The organism is Mariluticola halotolerans, assembly GCF_021611515.1.
Classification (GTDB): domain Bacteria; phylum Pseudomonadota; class Alphaproteobacteria; order Rhizobiales; family Devosiaceae; genus Mariluticola; species Mariluticola halotolerans.
Window position 1 is genome coordinate 1,179,475 of sequence record NZ_CP090960.1, and the last position, 21,975, is coordinate 1,201,449.

20 protein-coding genes are annotated in these 21,975 nt (G+C 57.8%); 7 read left to right on the forward strand and 13 right to left on the reverse strand.

Annotation, left to right across the window (positions count from 1 at the left end; genetic code table 11):
- Positions 1-128: 128 nt before the first annotated feature.
- From L1P08_RS05705 to L1P08_RS05715, 3 genes are all read right to left on the reverse strand, one after another.
- Positions 129-917 (reverse strand): ATP-binding cassette domain-containing protein, encoded by a 789-nt coding sequence (locus L1P08_RS05705; RefSeq protein ID WP_303619037.1) that lies wholly within the window; start codon positions 915-917, stop codon positions 129-131.
- A gap of 5 nt (positions 918-922) precedes the next feature.
- Complete coding sequence (locus L1P08_RS05710; RefSeq protein ID WP_303619038.1) at positions 923-1,897, reverse strand: ABC transporter permease; 975 nt, start codon at positions 1,895-1,897, stop codon at positions 923-925.
- A 78-nt stretch (positions 1,898-1,975) separates the two neighbouring features.
- A complete protein-coding gene (locus tag L1P08_RS05715) occupies positions 1,976-2,986 on the reverse strand; it encodes a sugar ABC transporter substrate-binding protein (protein WP_303619039.1) in 1,011 nt (336 codons plus the stop codon).
- A 204-nt stretch (positions 2,987-3,190) separates the two neighbouring features.
- Here L1P08_RS05715 and L1P08_RS05720 point away from each other — a divergent pair, with 204 nt between their 5' ends.
- From L1P08_RS05720 to L1P08_RS16410, 4 genes are all read left to right on the forward strand, one after another.
- Entirely contained in the window at positions 3,191-3,841 is a 651-nt protein-coding gene (locus L1P08_RS05720; protein ID WP_303619040.1) for an SGNH/GDSL hydrolase family protein, read from the forward strand.
- Between the two features lie 39 nt (positions 3,842-3,880).
- Entirely contained in the window at positions 3,881-5,035 is a 1,155-nt protein-coding gene (locus tag L1P08_RS05725) for an ROK family transcriptional regulator (protein ID WP_303619041.1), read from the forward strand.
- 288 nt (positions 5,036-5,323) lie between these two features.
- Positions 5,324-6,574 carry a tyrosine-type recombinase/integrase gene (locus L1P08_RS05730; RefSeq protein WP_303619042.1) on the forward strand — a complete coding sequence of 417 codons (1,251 nt, stop codon included), beginning with the start codon at positions 5,324-5,326 and terminating at the stop codon, positions 6,572-6,574.
- Positions 6,575-6,826: 252 nt separating this feature from the next.
- Positions 6,827-6,982 carry a DUF6958 family protein gene (locus L1P08_RS16410; RefSeq protein WP_438268441.1) on the forward strand — a complete coding sequence of 52 codons (156 nt, stop codon included), beginning with the start codon at positions 6,827-6,829 and terminating at the stop codon, positions 6,980-6,982.
- Between the two features lie 61 nt (positions 6,983-7,043).
- On the opposite strand, the gene L1P08_RS05735 is transcribed toward L1P08_RS16410, so the two are convergent.
- The 10 genes from L1P08_RS05735 to L1P08_RS05780 are packed head-to-tail and all read right to left on the reverse strand — an operon-like array spanning position 7,044 to position 17,588.
- Complete coding sequence (locus tag L1P08_RS05735; RefSeq protein WP_303619043.1) at positions 7,044-8,036, reverse strand: Gfo/Idh/MocA family protein; 993 nt, start codon at positions 8,034-8,036, stop codon at positions 7,044-7,046.
- On the reverse strand, positions 8,033-9,022 hold the full coding sequence (locus L1P08_RS05740) for a Gfo/Idh/MocA family protein (RefSeq protein WP_303619044.1): 990 nt from the start codon (positions 9,020-9,022) through the stop codon (positions 8,033-8,035). Before L1P08_RS05740 ends, L1P08_RS05735 begins: the two co-directional genes overlap by 4 nt.
- Complete coding sequence (locus L1P08_RS05745; protein ID WP_303619045.1) at positions 9,019-9,810, reverse strand: ATP-binding cassette domain-containing protein; 792 nt, start codon at positions 9,808-9,810, stop codon at positions 9,019-9,021. Before L1P08_RS05745 ends, L1P08_RS05740 begins: the two co-directional genes overlap by 4 nt.
- The gene (locus L1P08_RS05750; RefSeq protein ID WP_303619046.1) at positions 9,810-10,652 is read right to left on the reverse strand and encodes an ATP-binding cassette domain-containing protein; all 843 of its coding nucleotides are present in this window, start codon (positions 10,650-10,652) and stop codon (positions 9,810-9,812) included. Before L1P08_RS05750 ends, L1P08_RS05745 begins: the two co-directional genes overlap by 1 nt.
- Positions 10,649-12,136, reverse strand: a complete 1,488-nt coding sequence (locus L1P08_RS05755; RefSeq protein ID WP_303619047.1) for an ABC transporter substrate-binding protein — start codon at positions 12,134-12,136, stop codon at positions 10,649-10,651. The genes L1P08_RS05750 and L1P08_RS05755 overlap by 4 nt, the downstream gene beginning before the upstream one ends.
- A 50-nt stretch (positions 12,137-12,186) precedes the next feature.
- A complete protein-coding gene (locus L1P08_RS05760; RefSeq protein ID WP_303619048.1) occupies positions 12,187-13,038 on the reverse strand; it encodes an ABC transporter permease in 852 nt (283 codons plus the stop codon).
- Positions 13,035-13,964 (reverse strand): ABC transporter permease, encoded by a 930-nt coding sequence (locus L1P08_RS05765; RefSeq protein WP_303619049.1) that lies wholly within the window; start codon positions 13,962-13,964, stop codon positions 13,035-13,037. The genes L1P08_RS05760 and L1P08_RS05765 overlap by 4 nt, the downstream gene beginning before the upstream one ends.
- Positions 13,961-14,920, reverse strand: a complete 960-nt coding sequence (locus L1P08_RS05770; RefSeq protein ID WP_303619050.1) for a dihydrodipicolinate synthase family protein — start codon at positions 14,918-14,920, stop codon at positions 13,961-13,963. The genes L1P08_RS05765 and L1P08_RS05770 overlap by 4 nt, the downstream gene beginning before the upstream one ends.
- A gap of 12 nt (positions 14,921-14,932) precedes the next feature.
- On the reverse strand, positions 14,933-16,543 hold the full coding sequence (locus L1P08_RS05775) for an FAD-dependent oxidoreductase (protein WP_303619051.1): 1,611 nt from the start codon (positions 16,541-16,543) through the stop codon (positions 14,933-14,935).
- Positions 16,544-16,568: 25 nt separating this feature from the next.
- Complete coding sequence (locus L1P08_RS05780; protein WP_303619052.1) at positions 16,569-17,588, reverse strand: LacI family DNA-binding transcriptional regulator; 1,020 nt, start codon at positions 17,586-17,588, stop codon at positions 16,569-16,571.
- Positions 17,589-19,116: 1,528 nt separating this feature from the next.
- On the opposite strand from L1P08_RS05780, the gene L1P08_RS05785 reads away from it, so the two are divergent.
- From L1P08_RS05785 to L1P08_RS05795, 3 genes are all read left to right on the forward strand, one after another.
- A complete protein-coding gene (locus tag L1P08_RS05785) occupies positions 19,117-20,043 on the forward strand; it encodes a nucleotidyltransferase and HEPN domain-containing protein (protein ID WP_303619053.1) in 927 nt (308 codons plus the stop codon).
- A gap of 233 nt (positions 20,044-20,276) precedes the next feature.
- Entirely contained in the window at positions 20,277-20,798 is a 522-nt protein-coding gene (locus L1P08_RS05790) for a hypothetical protein (RefSeq protein WP_303619054.1), read from the forward strand.
- 248 nt (positions 20,799-21,046) lie between these two features.
- Positions 21,047-21,937, forward strand: coding sequence for a P-loop domain-containing protein (locus L1P08_RS05795; protein ID WP_303619055.1), 891 nt, complete (start codon positions 21,047-21,049; stop codon positions 21,935-21,937).
- The last annotated feature ends 38 nt before the right edge of the window (positions 21,938-21,975 follow it).

Genomic DNA, 21,975 nt, shown 5'->3' on the forward strand with positions numbered 1-21,975 from the left:
GGCCCCAGGCAATCGGCCAACTACGTCAAAAAGACCGGCCCGGGCGTTGCTGGTGCCAGCACCGATCCGGAGACGGACCGGCATTGTTCCAGCCTCGCGCGGGCCTAAATGCGCCAGCCGCGCTTACTTCAGTCAACGTTCTCGAGGTCGCTTTCGAGTTCGCTCATCTGTTCGCCGCCAGCCATGAGATTGAGAACGTCCTCACGGGACTTGTCACCGCGCTTGAATTCAGCCGCGACCTGCCCCTGGATCAGCACAGTGAAATCATCCCCAACAGCCATCGCATGACGGGCATTGTGGGTGATAAAGACGATGCCCACGCCGTCGGCGCGCGCCTGTTTCATCAATTTCAGAACAATAGCGGCTTCCTTGACGCCAAGCGCTGACGTCGGCTCATCGAGAATGAGGACGCGCGCGCCAAAATACATTGCCCGTCCAATGGCAAGAACCTGGCGTTCGCCGCCGGACATGGTGCCGACCAGTTGATCGCCATTTTTGACCCGGGTGATGCCGAATCTGTGCATCTGCTCAAGCGCAATCTGGTTGGCTTTTGCCAGATCAAGCGTGCGGAATGGACCCAGGCTCTTTGTGGGTTCGGCGCCAAGAAAGAAATTGCGACCGACACTCATCAGCGGAATGGATCCGACATCCTGATGTACCGTTGCGATGCCAAGTTTGCGTGCCTCGCGCGGCCCGCTGAAACGGATCTCCCTGTCTTCAAAAAAGACAGTTCCCCGGCTTGGCGGATGAAAGCCTGAAAGCACCTTGATCAGGGTGGATTTACCGGCGCCATTATCGCCGAGCAGGCACAGTATCCGCCCCGGTTTGACAGCAAGCGACACATCTTCCAACGCCCGGGTGGAGCCGAAAGTCTTGCTGACATTGCGCAATTCGAGAATTGGTGTGGTATCCATCATGGCATTCATCCTTGCGGTGCGGCCAGCGCCAGACGGCGCACATAATTGTTAGCGAGCACGGCACCGCCGAGCAGAACCCCGAGGAACAGCTGGATCCAGTCTGTGTTCCAGCCCGTATAAAAAATGCCGGTGGAGATCACGCCGAAAATGGCCGTGCCCACAAATATGCCCAGCACTGATCCGTACCCTCCCCCGAGCAGTACGCCGCCGATGACAACAACGATCGGGGCCTGAAACACGTAGCCCATGCCATAGGTAGAGTTACCTGAATTCCACTGTACACCTTGCAAGATGCCGACAAGCGCTGCAGCAACGCCTGTCGAAACGAACAGCGCAATCTTTACCCGCTCAACCGGCACACCGGCACCGCGCGCTGCGGTCAGATTGCCCCCGGTCGCATAAATCCAGTTACCAAAACTTGTGCGGGCGAGCACGAACGCGCCGATTAGCGCCACCACGACCCACCAGAGAATGGATATGTTGGCCTGCCCCAAACGCGCGGCAAACAAAAACTTGGACAGGGGATCGGAAATGATCGAGCTCGAGGTCACATTGGCGATAAGCCGCGAAACGCCCATGGTTGCGCCAATAACGATAAAATTGGTGGCCAGTGTCACGATGAATGACGCAAGGCCCGTTTTGACAACAATGAGGCCGTTGACCAGGCCGATCGCGCCCCCGAGCAAGATGGCCAGACCGATCATCGGCCATATCGGCACGCCGAGAAAGTTTGTCCCGATCGCAACCACCATGGATGCGGCGCCGACGGTGGAACCGATAGACAGATCAAACTCGCCCGCAATCATCAGCATGCCAACGGGAACGGCGATGATGCCGAGTTCGGCGGCAAGATTTAGCCAGCCGGCCGTGCCATTGATCGAGACAAAGCCCGAATTGCCGGTGGTTAGAGCGAAAAAAAGATAGGTAAACAAAAAGGCTGCGATTGCGCCAAATTCTGGTCTGCGAACAAGTCTATTCATAAGGTTCTCGGGGTTTCGCGAAGCGGGTTAAATTAAGATCCCGGGCCGACACGGCGCCGGCCCGGGAGACAATTTCAATCAGGACGCGCCACGAACGCCAGAGAATTCGCGATTAACTTCCAGCGTCTTGTCGACATTGCTGTTGTCGATCACCAGCGGCCCGGTTGTCACCGCGCCAATCGGGTGCAGGCCGTATCTCTGGTAGAGCACAGCTGACTGGATCGACAGATAGCCTTGAAGGTAAGGCTGCTGATCCATTGCAAAGGCGATATCACCGGCCTTGATGGCTTCGAGCACTTCATTGGACAGATCAGCGGTGCCGATCATGATCTCGCCTGCCTTGCCGGCATCGGCTACAGCGCGCAGCGCGCTGATCGCGGGTTCGGCATTGAGTGTATAGATGCCGTCGATATCGGAATTGGCCTGCAACGTACCGGCAATTGCCTGCATCATGGCCTGCTGGTTGGTCGCCTCGCCCGTGCCGATCGTTTGATAGACAGTTTCGACGCCTGCCTCTTTCATGGCATCGATATAGCCTGTGCAACGGGCCTCAACGGTCGGGTTACCGGGCACCTGGTTGAAACAAAGTCCTTTGGTGACCCCGCCCTCCGCCTGAATTTGACCGGCCTTGTAGCCCATCTGATAGGGATCTTCGCCGATGAAGCCGAGCGAACCGTTCTGCTCCCACAGCGTCTGGCCCGAGTTGTGAATAATGACAGGGATACCCTTGGCGGTCGCTTCCTTGATCAGCGGATCCATGCCGTCAGGGAAAAACTCTCCCACCAGCAACATCGAGGGATCACGGCTGATGGCCTGCTGAAGCAGACGCGGATAATCGCTCGTCATATTCGCGGTGTCGGTCACGGCGATGTACTGATACTCAACGCCGTAAAGCGCTGCCGCATCGTCAAAACCTTGCTTGACGGCAGCAAAGAACGGCCATGACAACGGGCCGCTGACAACCAGAATTGGCCCCTCGTCCTGGGCCTGAACGGGTACCATTGCAGCACTGACGGCTATGACCGACAACGCCGCCACCGATACGGCACGCACCACTCCCCGGCGCGCCACTTCAAAAAAATTACGCATTGCTCTCCTCCTTTTAGGCGAATGGCAGACTTGGCGGCATCATGCCTCGCTCGTACTCCACTCTGGCGGGCAGAAAACACCAGCCCAAAACACTTGTCAATTAGTTATTCATATTGAATTATTAATTGACAGAACAACGAGCCGTGCAATAGATTCCGGGTCTGTTCAGGCTGACATCCAGCCTGCGCGCTTAAGGGAGAATTTATGCGTTCGCTACTTTGCTTCGGCGATTCAAATACCTACGGACAAACGACGGCGGACACGCCCGATGAACGCTTCGGCCCGTCGGAGCGGTGGCCCGGCGTAATGCGTGACCTGCTCGGCAGCAGGGGCTGGCTGGTGATTGAGGAAGGCCTGAGCGGACGCACAACCGTTAGTGACGACCCGATCGAGGGTAAGGAGAAGAACGGGCGGCGGTATATCAAGCCCTGTATCCAGAGCCACAAACCGCTCGATCTCGTCATCCTGATGCTGGGAACCAACGACCTTAAGGCAAGGTTTGCCAAGCCAGCCACCGAAATTGCGATGGGCATGGGTGCGCTGGTGCAGGACATCAAGGAGCTTCGCGCCGGCCCGGGACAGCGCATTCCCGAAATCATGATCGTCTCGCCTCCCCCGATTCTTGAAGACCTGCACGGATGGGAAAGCGTCTTTGAGGGCGGGCGCGCCAAGTCCATGCAGCTTGCAAGCGAGTTCGCGCGGATCGCGGATGCGCTGGAGGTGCATTTCTTTGATGCCGGGAGTGTGGTGGAATCAAGCACGGCCGACGGCTTCCATCTTGATGCTGAGGGTCACAGGCGCCTGGGAATTGCAATGACCGAGGCGGTCGAGGCTATCGGTTGGCCCGACATCTGATAATCAAGTGCACGAAATCAACACGGAAAGCAGATCTTCATGCCCGACATGCGTTTTGCGCCTCCCCCGGCGATAAGGGTCAGCGACAGAAGCGGCGGCCTCAATCAGATGCGTGTGCGCACCTATAACGAGCGGCTCGTCATGTCGCTTCTTCGGCAGCATGAAAACCTCTCGCGCATGGAACTTTGCCAACGCAGCGGTCTCAGCGCCCAGACGATTTCCGTGATTGCCCGCTCGCTCGAGCGTGACGAATTGATCGTCTCGGGGGAAGCCCAGCGCGGCCGGGTCGGCCCGCCGACCATCCCGCTATCGCTGAGGCCAGACGGCGCCTATGCGATCGGCATGAAGATCGGCATGAAAAGCACCGACCTGGTGCTGATCGACTTCATCGGGCAGGTTCGGCAGCACATAGGCTATATCTATGATTGGCCCAACGCCGATGTGATCTTTGAGCGCCTGGCGGACGATCTGCCAAAGCTGCGGGCGCACTTGCCGGTTGAACACAGAGACCGCCTCGTGGGGATCGGGATTGCCGTGCCCGAAGGCATCGAAAGCGTCGAGGCGCCAGGCATGCCGCAGGACGCCATGCAGCGGTGGTCAGCAGTCGATTTTGAAACCACGATTGGCGCGATCGCGGACATGGAAGCGCATATTCAGAACGATGTTACCGCCGCCGCCGGTGCCGAGATGATCTTTGGCACGGCGCGCCACCTCGACGATTTTGCATATTTCTTCGTCGGTTCGACCACGACCAGCCGACTGGCGCTCAACCACCGTATTTATGGCGGGAGCACCATCCGGCAATCGATGAAAATCACGTCACTGGTCAATCTGGACACTGCATTGACCGGTGCGGACCTTGCCACAGCACCCGTCTGGCAGGGAGAGCCGTCATGGCCGGATTATGGTCCCTTGCTGGAGCAATGGATCGCGATTTGCGGCGCGGACCTTGCCGATGCAATCGAGATGCTTTCTGGATTTGTTGACGTCAAGACTGTCATACTGGATGGGCGGTATCCGCGCGGCATTGCCGAAAAGATACGCGATTCTGTCTCAACGGCCCTGGGTTCGAAGCGCCCCGACATCACAATTGTTTGCGGGCAAGTGGGACCCTATGCCAAGGCTATCGGCGCCGCAGGCCTTTGTCTCCACTCGCGCTATATGGTTGGCGAAGTGGGGCTCGAAAACGGGTGAGCCGTGGCTCACTACGCTTCATGACACCAGCTGGTGCCATTTCGTCAAATCATCGAGAAGAAAATTTGGTGGGTGAGTGGGGGCTCGAACCCCAGACCCGCTGATTAAGAGGCTGATTTATGGCTATTTTCTGCTACTGCATTACTTTAGCTGATCTTTCCAACCACTTGAAATTGTTAATTCGGTATTTGACCCGTTTGGCCCCATCTGGAACCAATTTTCTTGCACTTGGACGTCATATGGACGTCAATTTCGGGTGTTTCAGCGCTGTGATTGCAAGCATTTCGGATGAAAATATCAAAACGAAACGTCGACAATCTGAGGTCAAATGGTGAGCGATACTTTGTCTGGGATGACGACCTAAGCGGGTTCGGCGTGCAGGTCGGCATCAATGGCAGCAAAACCTTCATCTGCCGCTACCGGAACCGGGGGACCAGACGGCAGATCAAACTCGGGCGTTACGGGGCATTAACCCCAGAAGAGGCGCGGCTTGCCGCAAAGAAAGTGCTCGGCAGTGTTGCCCTAGGCACAGACCCGGCACTTGACCGGGAAGCCGACCGGCGCGCTTTGCGATTGTGTGAACTGGTCGATGTGTATCTCAAACTGCATGGGCCAAAGCTGAAGCCGCGTACGTTTAAGGATTATCGCCGGTCGATGGACCGCCATGTCCTGCCACGGCTCGGCAAATTGCTGGCTGAAGATATCACCACACGCGATATCAGCAAAATCCATGTCGGCATGGCGGAAAGCCCCTATCAGGCCAACAGAGTGCTCTCCTGCCTGAGCAGCCTGTTTAATTGGGGCATCATCAATGGTTACCTGTCCGAGGGGTCAAACCCCGCGCGCAGGGTCAAACGGTTCCGTGAAAAGGGACGCCAAAGATATCTCTCAAGCGAAGAGATCACGCATCTTGGGCAGGCTCTAATCAAGGCGGAAACCACCGGTATTCCCTGGACCATTTCCGCAGATTCGGAGACCGCCAAACATGTACCGAAGTCCAATCAGGTCTTCGTCTACCCAAAGCACGTAACCAACGCCATCCGCCTGCTGCTACTCACCGGCTGCCGCCTGCGGGAAATCCTCGATTTGAAATGGAAGGAGGTCGATCTGGAGCGGGGACTGCTGTTCCTGTCGGACTCCAAGACGGGGCAGAAGACCGTCATCCTCAACCGCTCCGCCATCGCCATACTCGACGACATGGAACGGGCCGGCACCTATGTCATTCCCGGTAATGATCCGGACCATCCGCGTCATGATCTCAAAAAACCGTGGGACCAGATCCGGGCCGTCGCCCGCATTGAGGATGTCCGTCTGCACGATTTGAGGCACACCCATGCCAGCATCGGCGCGGCGGCGGGCTTCGGCCTACCTATCGTCGGACGTCTCCTTGGTCATACGTCGGCCGCCACGACCCAGCGCTATGCGCACATAGCCGATGATCCGGCAAGGCGCGCCTCCGATGCAATCGGTGCCATCCTGCAGAGTGCGCTTCTGGCGGAGGAAGGGCCTCGATCGCCGAAGGGATTCTCTAAGATTTAAGAAAGGATTGTCGCCTTGGTGGCTAATGTGAAGAAAGAACCGTGGCCTGATGCCGAATGGTCAGAACTTGTGTGAGGCGCGTCACGGCGCCAAGGCTGGCATAATTACCGCCGTTGAGAAACCTAAACCACAGACGGCTGCTCTTCACTGATTAGTTCTTTGCATGACCTCGAGTATGGCGATACATGATGCGCTTCTGGCCGTGTTGCCCGAAGCGGCGCTTGGCATGCCTGTGGCCGAAGTCAAGGGGCATTGCTTTCGCTTCTGCCCCAAGCACTCTTCCCGCAGGGCAAGACAGCGGGATGGTCGTTGAAGGCGGTTCAGCTCGATCTGGAAGTCAAAGGCATCATTTCACGGACACCCGGCAATCCTGTTCGGCTGTACAAGCACCCATCTGTCATTGAATAGCGCAACCTCTGGGGACAGCGCCGCCCTGATATCGCACGCTTGGACCTTGGGTGGCGCTTTTTCAATTCGCGCTCGCTGCGCCCAAATGTGCCGCCCGTGCGTAGATCGTGTCGATCAGCATCTGAGCCGAAACCAGGTCTCGCAGATTGGCGACACCGGCCTTTCCGGCTCGCGCAAACCGGGCCATTTCGGATCCGAATTCGGCATATTGTTCAGCTGATGGTGGGCTGTTGCGCTGATTGCGACCCTTGGGCGTACGCACGCTCAACAGGCCGTTATTCTCTGCGATTGCCCAACCCGGCCCATGTATACGCCACTCTTTCTCGGTTGTGATCTCTGAGGGCATACAATAGCCGGCCTCGATCGTGATGCTGCGGCTTCCACCGACACGCAGCGATGCGAAGGCAAAATCCTCGACCGGCAATCCGTGCAAAACATTCGAGATGCCTGCGCTCATTACTTCTATGGGTTCGTCTCGCGCCAGTACCAGCGCCGCGTCGGCGGCATGTATTCCCAGATTGCGCAACGCCCCGCCACCAGAGCGCGCAGGATCGAGAACCCAGCCCACGCCATCGCGGATATATCTCGAGGGTGGCCCTGCCAGAATTCTGAAATGGGCGTGGGTCCAGGCCGGGGCTGAAGAGATATTCACCAATTCACGCCAGAAGGCCATCGACCGGTTGACCAGTGGTACCATTGTGGGGAGGCTTTTCTCTTCTGCCGCCGCCAGAACCGGGACGAGCGCCGCTGCGTCGCACGCGCCGGGCTTTTCGAGGATGAAGGGCATGCCTGCATCGATCAGTTTCATCAGCAGAGCCGGTGTCAGGTCAGGGCGTGTGAGGACCAGGGCAACCGCGTCCGGGAAAAGCGACAGCATCTCCTCCTCATCGGTGAAATATGGTACGGAAAACCGCTCGCCAATCCGGCGGGCAGCCTGTGCTTCAAGCGCACCGACTGCGGCAATTTCCTGCCCTGCGCCCACAAGCGCATCAAGATGCCAGGCTGCATGCCAGTGTCCCGCGCCAAACAGAATGAATCGCGTGCGTTGTGTCATCGTACCGTTTCCCATGCGCCGCTTTGCTGCGATCGCGATATCGCCTCAACGACCGATGCCACATAACGACCATACTCAAAGGGCGTATCGACCCGACCGGTCTCGATCAGTACGGCAAATGCACCCAATTCCGCATCGAGCATGGCCGTCCAGTGGTCTACATCGGTCGGCTCGAGAGCATTGCTCCAGCCTGCCCCGACATCCACGTCCAAAAGGCCGCGATGTGACACACGCAGCATCCCCTCTGTGCCAAGTACCTCGGCATAGACCTGAGGCTGCATGCGCCCACGGGTGCCGGCAATATTGATGCGCCCCGAAATTTCCCCGAAATTCAGCAACGCACTGCCGAAATCGTCGGCATCCTGTTCCTTGTGGAACCGCGTTTGCGTCAGGCCAACCGCGCTTTGCGCACGCGCATCCAGAAGCCAGCTCAACTGGTCGACAATGTGCACGCCTTGGATCTGCCACATGCCGCCGCCTGCATCCGCCGATTTCTGCCAGAGCCGCCGTTCGGCACTTTGCCAATCTATATAGCGGCGGCCTTCTGCGCTGACCGGGATTCCAATCGTGCCCGAAGCGATCAGGGCCCGGGCCTGTTGGTGGGCCGGCGACCAGCGCATGAGGTGTCCCACCATGCCGCGCCCGGGACCAGCTATTGCCGCAGCGACAAGCTGGTCGCAGCCGACAACCGTCGTGGCGAGTGGTTTTTCAACCAAAACGCTTTTTCCTGCCGCGATGCCAGCCACGCCGATTTGGACATGGCTGGCATGGGGGGTCGCCACGATCACGCCATGAATGCCCTCATCCAACAGCGCTGCGGCAAGATCGGGATAGGATTTTGTCCGGTACTCGCCGGCGATCTCGTCGGCACTGCCAGGCCGGGACCCAACGAACCCTGCCAGCCTCAGGCGCGGTTGCCGCGCAATCGCTTTGGCATGGGTATGGGCAAATGCGCCCGTACCCACGACAACAACATTCAAGTTCATGTGCCCGTCTCCGCTTCCGGATCGAGGTTGATGTCCAGTGCGGCGGAAACCAGATGGCGGGAATAGTCGTGCGCGGGGTGCTCGAAAACATCCTCGGTCCGCGCAAGTTCGACAATCTCACCGAAATACATCACGGCAACCCGGTCAGAAATCTGCCGCACAACCCCAAGATCATGAGAGATGAATATGATGGCAAGCTGCATCTGCTCACGGATATCCGCGAGCAGGCGGAGCACCTGGGTCTGGGCAGACACATCGAGAGCGGAAACGGCTTCGTCGCATATCAAAAGCCGCGGAGATACCGCGAGCGCTCGGGCAATACCGACCCGCTGCGCCTGCCCGCCGGAAATCTGATCGGGCTGTCGATCGAGCAGGTCTGCACTCAGTCCCACTTTTGCCAGAAGCTCCCCGGCTGCAATGCGCTGGTTTTCCGGCGCGATTTCCGGATGCGTCAACCAACCTTCCGATACCAGTTGAAAAATGCTCATACGCGGGTTGAGGGCCGACCTTGGGTCCTGAAAGACCATTTGTACATCGCGCCGCTGCTTGCGGCTGCGACGATAGGGCAAGTGCTCGCCCGCGAGGTTGAGCGTACCTGCATCAGGTTTTGAAAGACCGGCAATCAGCCGTGCGAGACTTGACTTGCCGCAACCGGATTCGCCGACAACACCGAGGATTTCGCCCTCATCAACCGTGAAACTGACGGATTTGACGGCACGTGTCCGATGCCCACCGCGGTGATAGGCAAATTCGAGGCTCTCGGCACTGAATATAGGTTTCGATGGCATCACGCGCTCATGACTGTAGATTTGCGTACCGATGGCACGTTGGCAATAAGATGCCGGGTGTATTCATGTTGCGGGTTCGCCAGAACCGTTCTGGCTGGTCCGGTTTCCACCACGACGCCATGACGCATCACCACGAGATCGTCGGCATAATGCGCCATGACCCGCAGGTCATGACTGATCAAAACCATGGCGAGCCCTTCTTCGGCCTGCAGACGGCGCAGAAGTTTGAGGACATGCGCCTGAACCGTTACATCCAGCGAGGTCGTGGGTTCATCGGCGAGCATCAATCGCGGTGATCCGGCAAGCGCCATGGCAATCACCACGCGCTGGCGCTGCCCCCCGGACAGCTGATGCGGATAATGCGTTGCACGCACTTCCGGCTCGGGAACCTCAACGCGCTCCAGCAGCTCGACGGCCTTTTTGCGCGCCTCCATCCGGTCCATCCCCTTCCGGCGAACCAGAATTTCGCTGATCTGGTCGTCCACACGCATGGCGGGGTTAAGCGCGGCCAGAGGATCCTGGAACACCATCGCCATCTCCGTGCCCCGCAATACGCGGCGCTGATCTGCGTTTTCCCGGGTGAGGTCTTTCCCCTCAAAATGGATCGCCCCACCAACGACATCCAAACCCTTTGGCAGGAGATCCATTACTGCCAGAACGGTCATGGATTTTCCGCTGCCAGATTCGCCGACCACACCAGTGGTTCGACCGGCAGACGCTGTGAGCGATACCTTGTCGAGAATGGTCACACCGGCGGCGCTGACCTCAAGGTCGGTAATTTCCAGCAAGGGTCGGGATGCGCCCCACGACGGGGGCGCATCCTTGAGGTGATCAAACGTCATTTTGCGAAGTGGATCCCGGTGAGGTCAGGCTTGTAGATCGAGTCGAGCTTCACGCCCTCAACCGCATCCGACCATGCCCAGATCTGGCGAACACTCATGGGATAAATGCCCATGGCCTCGTCCCAGATGATCTTGCCGGCCTGGGCATAAAGGTCCGCGCGCCGCGCCTGGTCGGAAGCAGAACCAGCGGCCGCCAAAAGCTCGTCGAGCTCGGCATTGCAATGTCCGGTACGGTTTGCGGCACAAGTGTACAAGCGGCCAAGGTTATAGTCTGCGTCACCGGTGCTGGTCACAAGCGGCTGGATGATGACCATGTCCCAATCCAGAGCGAGCAGACGCTGGGTACCAACTGCGGCTTCCTGAAGATCAAGTTCGGCATTCACCCCGATACGGGCCCAGTCGGCGACCATGGCTTCGACCAGCGGTCCGTAATTGTTGTTGGTCATCAAAATCCGGATCGTGCCGTCGAAATCAAACCCGGCGGCTTCAAGCTCGGCGCGGGCTGCATCCGGATCATAGGCATAGGGGGTTTGCTCGCTTGCCCCAAAGACGGCATCCGGCAGCGGGCCGGACATCGGCTCGCCCGTGCTTGGGTAAAGCACGGAAATGATACCTTCGAAGTCGATGGCCTTCCAAAGCGCCTGACGCACCGCGGCATCCTCGAATACCGCGCGCTGACCATTGTACCAGACCACGAGGTTTGCGAGCGTCGATACTGTTTCGACAGTGACGTCCGAAATGCCTTCAAGACGCGACACAGCATCATCTGGCAGCGTCCAGGTCAGGTCGATCTCACCGGTCTCAAGGGCTGTCAGCCGCGCTGCCTGTTCCGGCACCATGCGGAAAGTCACACCGGCGAGCTTTGGCGCACCGCCCCAGTAGTTTTCATTGGCCGAAAGCTCAACGCTCTGGCTGGGATCGAAGGAAACGAGCTTGAATGGCCCACTGCCGACGGGTTCCAGGCCAAAATTCTCGTCCGCTGCCCGCTCCGAGGGAATGACAGCAAGCATTGAGAGTTTGCCAAGAAGCGCGCCCTGTCCCGCCTCTGACGATACAGTGACCTCCAACGGCCCGCTTGCTGTCACGGTCAGCGGTGAGAACAGGCCTGCGAGGGGCCCTGCCTGCGTTGTCACACGGTTGACGGAAGCAACCACATCTTCAGCGTCGAGGCTGGAACCGTCGGTGAAGTTCACATCATCACGCAGCGAAAGCGTCCATTCAGTGGCGTCTTCGTTGGCTTCCCAGCTTTGCACCAGGTTGGGGACATACTCGCCGTCGCGGAACTTGACGAGTGTGTCAAAAAGCTGCGCATTGATCTGCAGGTTGCCCTGAACCAGGGCGCCGGAGCCGAGCGGATCAAGATTGGCGACAGATGCGTTGGGCAACCCGATAACCAGACTTTCTTTCGGTTGTGCGAATGCCGGGGCTGTCAGCATCAGTGCTGCGGCGATGCCTCCCATTCCCACTATGGTTTTTATTTTCATGTTTCATATCCTCCTTGGTTTTGGTTTGGGTCTTGTTTTTGCTCTTGTGTTCATCGGCCGCCATAGCGCGATGACAGGTGATCGCCGATCAATCCGATCACGACGATAATCGTCACGAGGACCAGACCGGGCATGGTGCTGATCCACCAGGCCTGGCTCATAAAATCGCGGCCCTCCGAAATGGTCTTGCCCAGCGAAATCGTGGACGCGGGCAAACCAATGCCGAGAAAGCTCAGACTCGCTTCTGTCATTACGAAGGCTGCAAATTCCAGTGTCGCGGCGGTCGCCAATGGCCCGATGAGAAATGGCAGAATGTGGACCACGACGATGCGGATGTTCGATACCCCAAGCACCCGTGCCCCACGCACCCAGTCGCGCTCTCTGAACGTCAGAGTTGAGGCGCGCGCCAAACGGGCGAAGACCACCCAGCGCGTTACCGCCAGGATGATGACCAGATTGACAAGGCTGGGCCCCAGCAGACCGGCAATGACGATAGCGAGCAGGATGGCGGGAAAAATAAGGAATATTTCGACGAAGCGGGATATGACTGCATCGATCCATCCACCCGCATAACCTGCGAGAATGCCCAGCGTGACGCCCACAATGCCCGACACGAGGGTCGCGCTTGCAGCCACAAGCACAGACGTACGAAGGCCGTGCATGATGAGCGTGAGAATGTCACGCCCCTGCCCATCGGTCCCCAGCCATGCAATGCTGCCATTTCTCAGTTCGGTGCCTGGGGGCAGCAACCTGTCGCGGATGGAGCCTGCCGCAATGTCATAGGGCAAAACCAGCGGCCCCAGGATCACCAGAAGGGCGATAATCACGATAAGCACCCCGGGCAGTATCAGGCCATATCCGGTGTTCCGGTGAGAATCGGGGGTGGTCGCAATGCTGCTCATTGTGCACCTCCCAACCGGATCCGCGGATCGAGCCGCACATAGATCAAATCGGTGGAGACGTTGATCGCAACGACCATCAGGGTCACCACAACGGCAATCGCCTGAACCACGTTATAGTCGCGGGCGGCTACACTTTCGACGAGAAGGGAGCCAATTCCAGGCCAGGCAAAGACGGCTTCGGTTATCACGGCGCCGCCAACAAGTGTTGTGAGCTGCAGGCCAACAATGGTCACAACCGGCAACAGGGAGTTACGCAAAACGTGATAGCGCATGACCTGTGCCTCAGGCAGCCCCTTGGAATGTGCGGTCTGAATGAACGGCTCCGCCAGGGTGTCGACAACAGAGGCACGCGTCAGACGGATCACAATCGCAACGAAGGGCAGGATCATCGTGATAGCGGGCAGCACCATATGGGCCGGGGTGCCAGCGCCAAAACTTGGGAACCAACGCAGCTCACGGGCAAAAACCAGAATAAGAATGACGCCGAGCCAGAACCCGGGGATCGACTTGCCCACCAGGGCGATTGAGGAGATGGCCCTGTCGAGCATACGTCCCGGGCGGCGGCCCGCAAACGCGCCCAGAGGAATGCCGATGATCAGGGAAAAGAATGTTGCAACGACCGTGAGTTGAAGTGTGGCCGGAAGACGCTCCAATACAGCCTGCATCGCTGGTTTGCCGAGCCGGATAGAATTCCCAAAGTTGAACTGCAACAGGTCACGCAGAAAAATCACGTATTGGGTGAGCAGGGAATCATCGAGCCCCAGCCGTGTGCGCAGGGCCGCAAGCTGCTCTTGGCTTGCGGTCGGCCCAAGCATGACCAGGGCGGCATCACCGGGTGCCAGCCTGATCAACAGGAAGATCAGCGTGACTGCGCCCCACACCACAAGGAGCGTTGTCCCGACGCGTTTGAAGGCGGAGATCGTCATGCGCGCTCCCCGGACAGCAAAGGCGCAGAAAGAATATCGGTGAAATCCCCGAGCAGGAGCCGCAACCGGGCCAGCTCTTCCTCATCATAGGGCGCAAAGGGTGCCCCGGGTGTGGGTGGACACAGGCCGAGAAGTGACATTGCAGCTTTCATTGCCGCTACACCGGGACGGATGGCATGAATGCCAGTCAACGCGGTGAGCCGGGCCTGTATCGCCGCCGCACGTGCCATATCCTTTCCTGCAACTGCCTCGACCAGTTCGCGACAAGCGGCAGGTGCGAGGTTCGCCACACCGGGGGTGACGCCCCGCGCACCATTGGCAAGCCCCCAATCAAGCATTTTTTCGTTGCCCTGACTGACCGCAAAATCGTGCCGGGTGTCGCTCAACTGAGCGGCCCTTTCAATCAGCTCTTTGGAACCACCGCTGTCTTTCATCCCCACGATATGGGGCATGGCGAACAGCTGCTCGAACAGGCTCAGCGATATGGGATTGTTGGAATAGCGCGGTATGTTGTACGCAACGATCGGCGCATTGAGCACCCGCATGGCCGAAAAATGTGCAGCCAGTTCTTGCTCCGTGTGGATGAAATAATGTGGCGGTGCGACAACAACAGCATCCGGGCGCGCGGGCAAAATGGCATGTGCTGCATCCAGCGTCTGATCGGTGCCCGACCCGAAAACGGCGACGAGCACACGAGCGGAGGGCCCCCTCGTTTCGCGCCACAGCGCCGCCGCATCCACGCAAAAGCTTCCCGCAACCTCTGTCCTGACAGTCGCGCCCTCCCCGTTAGTGCCAAGCAGCATGATTGTGTCGACCTGCGCCGCCGCGATACGCTCGAACTGCGCCCCGAGAAGCGCCGCATCGGGCTGGCGTTCCAGGGTCATGGGCGTGGTAACAGGAACCGTAACGCCCTCAATGACGTGAGAGGACTGGGTGCTGTTGGTTTCTGGTGTCATCGCGCGCCCTCCCTAATAGGCTCGTATCTCGGGCCAGCGGGTTTCAACGCCCTGACCCTCCAATACCTTCTGGAACCCGGCGAGCAGGCTGTCGTCGGCCTGCACCTGGTGTGGCTCCAACCCCTTTTCCAGACAATATCCGGCAAGAAGGCCGACCACTTCGCCAATGTTCCATTCGACGGGATGCAGTCGATAGCAACCGTTGGTGATGTGCGTCGTACCGATGTTCTTGCATGCCGGCAGCAGGTTGCGCATGCGCTGCGGCAAGAGGGCACCAAGCGGAATCTCAAACGGGCAGGACGGCACGTCGATATAATTGTCGCCGCCTGTCGAGGGGTGCAGATCAATGCGATACATACCGATGCCGACCGAATCCCGATAACGCACAGCCCCCTTATCGCCTCTGACGGCGTGGCTCAGATCCTGCTCAACAATCCGCGTTACAGAACGGATGCGGCGGCTCTCCCTGATATAGGGCGCCATCGCCAGACCGTTCTCGTTACCGGTGACATCGCCGCGCAGACGCAAGCCGGGGAAGCCGTAGCCGCCATCGACACGGGGCGCCTCGGTCTGCATCCAGTACATCATGGAAAGGGACAGCTCCGACGCCGCCTTAATGTGCTTTTCTTTTTCGGCCTCGGAAACATCGGTGATCGATGCCTCCATGTAATCAATCATCGGCCAGTTCACGAGGCAAATGTCCGACGCGTAGGCGCCCGGCACGAAATTGCGCCGTGCCGCGATCCGCCTGAATGTCCAGAGATTGCCATCACCCGCATTCTTGCGTTGATCCGCATCCACAAGCAGAGGATCATCGTCCGGATTGGGCGTAAACGACCGCGTGACCGTTTCAAGCGTTCTGGGATTTGGCCCTGTCCAGCTCAACAGCGGCGCGCCCCAGAAATCCGGCTGATACGCTCGGAAATGGTCGTAATTGACGGGCTTGTCGATGGTGTGATCGCCATCGACATGGTCGATCGCAAAGCAAATGGAAAAGGCCTGTTCATTATCGGGTTGCGCCTTTGCGGGTGCACTTGGCTCCCCGGTGTCGGATTGCGCTTCGAAGCCGGTGACATATTCGGTTCCCGTCAGAGGCAGCAGGTCACCTAGTTCAGTGGCGTCTATGACATAGGCCGCGCTGATCTCAACACGATCGCCGGTGCGCTTGTTTTCCAGCGTCACGGCGCGCACGCAATCGCTATCCACCGCCGCCGCGATCGGGTGGTACGGCTTTAAGATTCGCAGCTTTCCGGCCCCCTCCCAGGGCACAAGCATGGCCTCAAGGACCGCCACACCGACACGGGGCTCCGCGCAAACCCTGCTGACCCAGCCAGCACCTGGATTGAGGTCACGCCAGGCGCGGCTCGCCGCTGTTAGAGGGTAATGCTGTCTGTAATAGTCGCGCATACCTTCGCGCAACTGGCGGTAGCTTCGGGTCGCACCAAACATTTCGATCCAGGAGTGCTCGTCAGGCGGCACTGCCTGGCTGGTCAACTGCCCGCCAATCCAGTCAAACTCTTCGGTCATCACCACGCTTCGCCCGGCGCGCAAGGCCCCTAATGCAGCTGCAACACCACCCAGTCCGCCCCCGACAACCAGCACATCTGCGCTCAAATCCTTCACAGTAACTCCGTTCTTATTGATTGTTTTAATCATGCGGCACACCCGAAAGGGTCGTGCCCGATATGGGCGGGCACGGCAGAAGCAACTGCTCGCGCCCCGCCAATTGCTCGATCTGCTGGACCAGCATGCGCGTTGCCACCCGGCCCATTTCCTCACGCGGAATGCTGAAGGAGGTAAACTGCCGCGCGCTGGTTTCAACGCGGAGGTGATTGCCCAGCACCACGATGGACAAATCGTCAGGAACGCGCAGATCCCATGCGCGGGCTAAAGCCTCGACCCGCACCGCGTCGGCGAGTTCAAGAAAGAAGGCCACGGTCGCGCCGCTGTCGAGGATGGATTTCAAAAGAATTTCGGCGGGCTGGGTCACCTCGGGCAAATGCACCAGCCGGTTGTCATCGCCGACCGCCGAGATAAAACCGGCCCAGCGGTCATCACTCGATTCCACGCCATCGGATGGACCGACATAGGCCAGACGCTCATGACCAAGAGCGAAAGCCTGCTCAACCAGAGAGCGCACCGCCCCAACATAGTCAGCGCCAACATAGGGCACGGGACCACCCGCATCGTCTCGCCGGCCGATGGCCACGAAGGGATAGTCTCCGGCGACCAGCTGGCCGAGCTCAGCACGATCGAACTGACGCCCGAGAATCAGGCAGCCATCGGCTAATCGCAGGCGCACATTGCCACCGAAAATTTTCTTGGACTGCCCCGCAGCGCCGGTCAGCAACAAAAGATCATAGCCCAGCTCTTGTGCCGCCTCCTCGATGCCGAGAAGGAATGGCGCGAAGAAGTCGGTCTGCGCGCTGGGGAACACTGGCTCATAGGTGAACACGCCCAGAATGCGGTTCTGCCCCTTCACCATCTTGCGCGCGATCGGGTCCGCCACATAGCCGGTCTCGCGGATGATCTTTTCAACGCGCTCACGGGTGGCCTGGGGAATGCGCCCCAACCCCTCAGGAATGCGGTTCACGACCAAAGAGACGGTTGCCTGACTGACGCCGGCCAACCGTGCAATCTCCTTTTGTGTCAGTCTCGCTTTCCGCATTCTGCCCCGCATCGAGTGTCGTTGTAATCGCCTGCTTATACGTATTATCAGTTATACGTAACAGCACCGATTGGTTCCGTCAATATACTGTTTCTAACGCACGCTATTAGGAACTCCACATAGTCGTGCAACGCATGTCCAATAGTGACGGTGTCACCAATCGGCGAGAATATCAGATGACGGCTGACGCCAATCGGGCGTTCCTGTGCCGCATTCGTCAGATTCTCATGTTCTTTGAACCATTCTTTTGCCAACTGCTTGGCCTGGGAAAAGGTAAAGACCGTTTCGCCATCAGCGGATAGAACATCGTCAGTTATACCTAGCCGATGTTAGCAATACGTCCCTTCCTTCGTGCGGCACCTCGCCACCCAGTAGCAGCATGCGGCACGTTTTTGATAACCGACATGCCGCCCATAGTTGAGCAGGTTGAAGTAAGGTTGAGATCGGTATTTCAACTTCCTACGGATTGCAGGACTTGATAAATCCGGGCGTTTTACGGGTCTAGAGAGTTCCATTCTGCTCACTAACTTTCGTTTGTTCGTAAGCTAACTGTGGCCGCACAACATGACATTGAGATGCTCCCCGGCGGACTTCTTCGCAGGCTCCTGTTTCCCTCAATCTTTAGTAAGTTCACATCTGATACCGCAGCCCGAATATCCCCTGACCACCCAATCCTCTGCAATGAATCTCATTCGCTTGCGATCAATGATCGTCTTTCGCCATGCATTTTCCCCGCCAACCTCCCTCCCCGGCCCATGCACCGGCCTAGGGGTCTTGCCGTCAAGGCCGCGCCTTTTGGCGCGCCGCGCAGCGGGCGTAGCGCCTTGACTGCATGATCGGCCGGTGCAGCCTTTTAGGGAGAAGTTTGGTCTTCCGATGCTGGTTTTAGTGTTAGTCTTTGACGAAAAAGACGATGGATATAGCGCGCGATATCGCCGATTTTCACACCGATATGGCCTGAGTTCTGCTGCGAATTGAGCCGGAATTTGGCGAGGATTCGCCATCGTTTGTGCCTTCTGCGACCAGGCCTTTTGGAAAGCTGCCAATGCCACTTTTCTTGGCCAATTGCGGTTTGCACCATGTTTTCAGGAAAGCATTCAAAGCATTAGTATCAAACACCTGCACATGGGCCTTCGGGACATGTGCAGGTGCAACCCGATGTACAGAGCCGGTTTCAGGGTGGCTTGCACATCCGCCTTTTATCTTGCCCTCCTAAATGCATGCTTATCCCGTTGTTTTCTCATCCAAACTCGGGTCCATCTCAAGCCAACGTGGGTGTGGTTGGTCAATGCGAGGATGAGGCGATCCAGGCTTGTCCAGCCGGATAGCCTGGGGAACGAGCTGGCTAGGCTTTAGGCGGTGACTTTGCCGGGCATTTGGCCACTACCCTGGACCTTGCTTGTGTCCTCTTTCGTCCCGCACATTGCCCTTGCCGTTTGAGTGTGTAGATTGAGATGATTGGCGTCAGGTTTTATGCTTTGATTTTGTTTTGAACATTCTCCCAGGTTTTGAAAGTCCCTAACCCCTCATGATGAAGACAGGTCTCGATCATATGCCGGACCGCAAGCAGCGCGAGCTGGCCCGGGCGCTCGACATCCTGCATGAGGAATTCGAGGACGCACTGAAAGAGGGAACAGCTGAGTTCAAGAAGAAGGGCCGGATCCTCAAGATCATTCTGTTCGGCTCCTATGCCCGCGGCGGCTGGGTGGATGAGCCGCATACGATGAAGGGCTATAAGTCAGACTTCGATCTTCTGATCATCGTCAACAACAAGAAGCTCTGCGAGTTCGCAGCCTATTGGTACAAGGCCAAGGATCGACTGATCCGGGACAAGCATATCGAGACCCCGGTCAGCTTCATTGTGCACTCCCGGCGAGAGGTGAACACCTATCTTCGGGAAGGCCAGTATTTCTTCTCTGACATTCGCAAGGAAGGCATTGTTCTTTACGAGCTCGATGACGAGCCGCTGGCCGAGCCGAAGCTGCTCTCGCCGAAGGATCGGTTGCGGGTGGCGAAGCGGCATTTTGACGTGCGATTTTCTGGCGCAAAAATGATGCTGGACACCTCGGTGCTGCAATTGGGTCAATCGAAAGATGACGACGTTTGGCGGAAAGGTGCAGCCTTTAGTCTGCACCAAGCAATTGAAGGTGCCTATTCCACCGTGCTTTTGACTTTGACCAACTACGGGCCCGCCTCTCACAACATCGCGTTCCTTCGTTCGCTGTCGGAGGAGCAGAACCGACGGCTTGCTGAAGCATGGCCGCGAGACCAACAACGTTTTCGTGCCTGGTTCAACACGTTGAACGAAGCTTACGTGAAAGCGCGCTACTCAGAGCATTACGAGATCAGCGAGGAAGCCCTCGTCTGGCTCGGCGAGCACACCGCCCTTCTCCACCAGCTCGTGGATATGGTGTGCCGCGAGCATTTGGAGAGGTTGATGCAGGAAGCGGGATGACCGCTTTCGGCCCATTGCTGATCTTCGTACTTTGCACTTTGAATGACTGTGTCTGACACAAAGCGGAGAGTGTTGGCAGCTGATCCAACGACATCGAGTCGCAGGTTCCAATGCGGATATCTGGCCAAAAAGAGTGCACCCCAACCCAAACTAGATAAAGTTTATCGTGAGAGGGGGTGGCGAAAATCGTAGTTGAGGTATTTGTTTTGAAATCTTGGGTTTTTGGATAAGACGTGACAGAATTTTCCATCAAAAATGCAGCGATAACGCGCACAGGATTTGATTACCAGGACCTCATCGGGATTGAAACTCTTGTCGAGTACTTTCGCGATCCGGATAAGTACGAATGGATCCAGCTGGAATCAGAGGACGGCGAGTTTGGTGCGCTGGACGACGTAGTTGCCGCGTTGCCAGACGGGACGTTCGAGCTTACGCAAGTCAAATTCACACCGCGACCGGATACTTACCCCCTTGGTTGGGAGTGGCTTCTTGAAAAGACACCAAAGGGCACCTCACGGCTGTATAAGTGGGCAACGTCGTTAAAGAGGCTATCGCTTAGTGGCAAGGTGAAGTCTGCTTGCCTCAGAACGAACCGGCGGCCAGATTCCGAGTTTGCAAAGTCTCTTGCCGGTGCGTTGGTCGATATGGGAGCTCTTGACGACTCCACTCGAGCCACCGTTGAAAAGGAGTTGGGCGGTGCCGCCGAGGCTGAGAGTTTTTTTCGAGCTTTGAGTTCAAGCACTCAGAGCCGATGATCAATCGCTTAGAGGCAAACCTCCGCGGACGGCTGGTTCCGTCATCTACGAACAGCGAAGGGTGGCTCCTCCTTCTCCACCAAGCAAGACGCTGGGCGTCGATACGAAACGAGCCGCGGCCGGACGGAAGGATCACGCACAATCATCTAGCGCAGATTATCACCCGAAAGAGACCGCAACCTCTTTCGCAGGACTTCCGTATCCCCGATGGGTATGAGCCACCCAGTCGCCCCTTTCATGATGACCTCATGAAGCGTGTGACCGATCAGCCAGGGATCTGGGCGCTCTGGGGTTCGCCTGGTCGTGGAAAGAGTACCTATCTGACCTATGCGGTGAACGAACTGCATAAGCAAGAAGTGCCCACGATACGGCACCATTACTTCTTGTCGCTGGCTGACTCCGGCGACCGAAACTCCTTCGCGGACATCGCTTCGTCATTCATGGATCAAATGGTGGTTCGTTACCGAGACGCCGTGAAAGGACTTGAGGAGACTCCGACTGAATTGAGGAAATGGGTGGGCGCCTGTGGCGCTCATTTCGCTAAAAAGGGGAAGCCGTTCGTGGTTGTGGTCGACGGACTTGACCATGTGGCCAGGGAGTATGCTGATCTCAGCCAGATGAACCAACTTTTCAATGCCCTTCTTCCCTGCCCGCCTAACGTAACGGTGTTGGTCGGCACGCAAAGAGTCGCTGACAGCTGTCTGCCTCTTCGGTTGATCCAGCATGTCACCAGTGAGTCGTGGATCGAGGTTCCGCAGATGGACCGCGATGCGGTTCAACGGTGGGTGGTCCTGCAGCACAAGGCCGGGCGGGTGTTGCTTAGCAACGTTCACTCGACTGAAACGGAACAACATGAACTCGGCGCGATTGGAGACGCGTTCTACGCTACCTCATTGGGCCACCCTCTACACTTGATATATTCATTCGAAGCGATGGTTCGACACGGACTTGCATTTTCGCCCGAAGAAATCGCACGCCTTCCCAGCTGTCCCGAGGGCGACATCCGAAAGTACTATGCTGGACTGTGGCGCGATCTGTCGCCTTCTGCGAAGCAGACCATCCACGCGATGGCTGGCTCCGGTTTCAGATGGACTGCGACGATGCTTTGGTCCACTCGACGAAATAGACCATCTCCTTGAGTTTCAGCGATCGGGCGTCGCACCGTTCCACGGCAGTT

Bases quoted from the DNA above. Each gene is read 5' to 3' on its own strand.
- L1P08_RS05785 (WP_303619053.1), top strand. From the start codon at position 19,117: ATGATGAAGACAGGTCTCGATCATATGCCGGACCGCAAGCAGCGCGAG.
- L1P08_RS05715 (WP_303619039.1), bottom strand. From the start codon at position 2,986: ATGCGTAATTTTTTTGAAGTGGCGCGCCGGGGAGTGGTGCGTGCCGTA.
- L1P08_RS05740 (WP_303619044.1), bottom strand. From the start codon at position 9,022: ATGAACTTGAATGTTGTTGTCGTGGGTACGGGCGCATTTGCCCATACC.
- L1P08_RS05735 (WP_303619043.1), bottom strand. From the start codon at position 8,036: ATGACACAACGCACGCGATTCATTCTGTTTGGCGCGGGACACTGGCAT.
- L1P08_RS05755 (WP_303619047.1), bottom strand. From the start codon at position 12,136: ATGAAAATAAAAACCATAGTGGGAATGGGAGGCATCGCCGCAGCACTG.
- L1P08_RS05770 (WP_303619050.1), bottom strand. From the start codon at position 14,920: ATGACACCAGAAACCAACAGCACCCAGTCCTCTCACGTCATTGAGGGC.
- L1P08_RS05745 (WP_303619045.1), bottom strand. From the start codon at position 9,810: ATGCCATCGAAACCTATATTCAGTGCCGAGAGCCTCGAATTTGCCTAT.
- L1P08_RS05730 (WP_303619042.1), top strand. From the start codon at position 5,324: ATGAAAATATCAAAACGAAACGTCGACAATCTGAGGTCAAATGGTGAG.
- L1P08_RS05725 (WP_303619041.1), top strand. From the start codon at position 3,881: ATGCCCGACATGCGTTTTGCGCCTCCCCCGGCGATAAGGGTCAGCGAC.
- L1P08_RS05760 (WP_303619048.1), bottom strand. From the start codon at position 13,038: ATGAGCAGCATTGCGACCACCCCCGATTCTCACCGGAACACCGGATAT.
- L1P08_RS05765 (WP_303619049.1), bottom strand. From the start codon at position 13,964: ATGACGATCTCCGCCTTCAAACGCGTCGGGACAACGCTCCTTGTGGTG.
- L1P08_RS05780 (WP_303619052.1), bottom strand. From the start codon at position 17,588: ATGCGGAAAGCGAGACTGACACAAAAGGAGATTGCACGGTTGGCCGGC.
- L1P08_RS05710 (WP_303619038.1), bottom strand. From the start codon at position 1,897: ATGAATAGACTTGTTCGCAGACCAGAATTTGGCGCAATCGCAGCCTTT.
- L1P08_RS05795 (WP_303619055.1), top strand. From the start codon at position 21,047: ATGAAGCGTGTGACCGATCAGCCAGGGATCTGGGCGCTCTGGGGTTCG.
- L1P08_RS05705 (WP_303619037.1), bottom strand. From the start codon at position 917: ATGATGGATACCACACCAATTCTCGAATTGCGCAATGTCAGCAAGACT.
- L1P08_RS05720 (WP_303619040.1), top strand. From the start codon at position 3,191: ATGCGTTCGCTACTTTGCTTCGGCGATTCAAATACCTACGGACAAACG.
- L1P08_RS05750 (WP_303619046.1), bottom strand. From the start codon at position 10,652: ATGACGTTTGATCACCTCAAGGATGCGCCCCCGTCGTGGGGCGCATCC.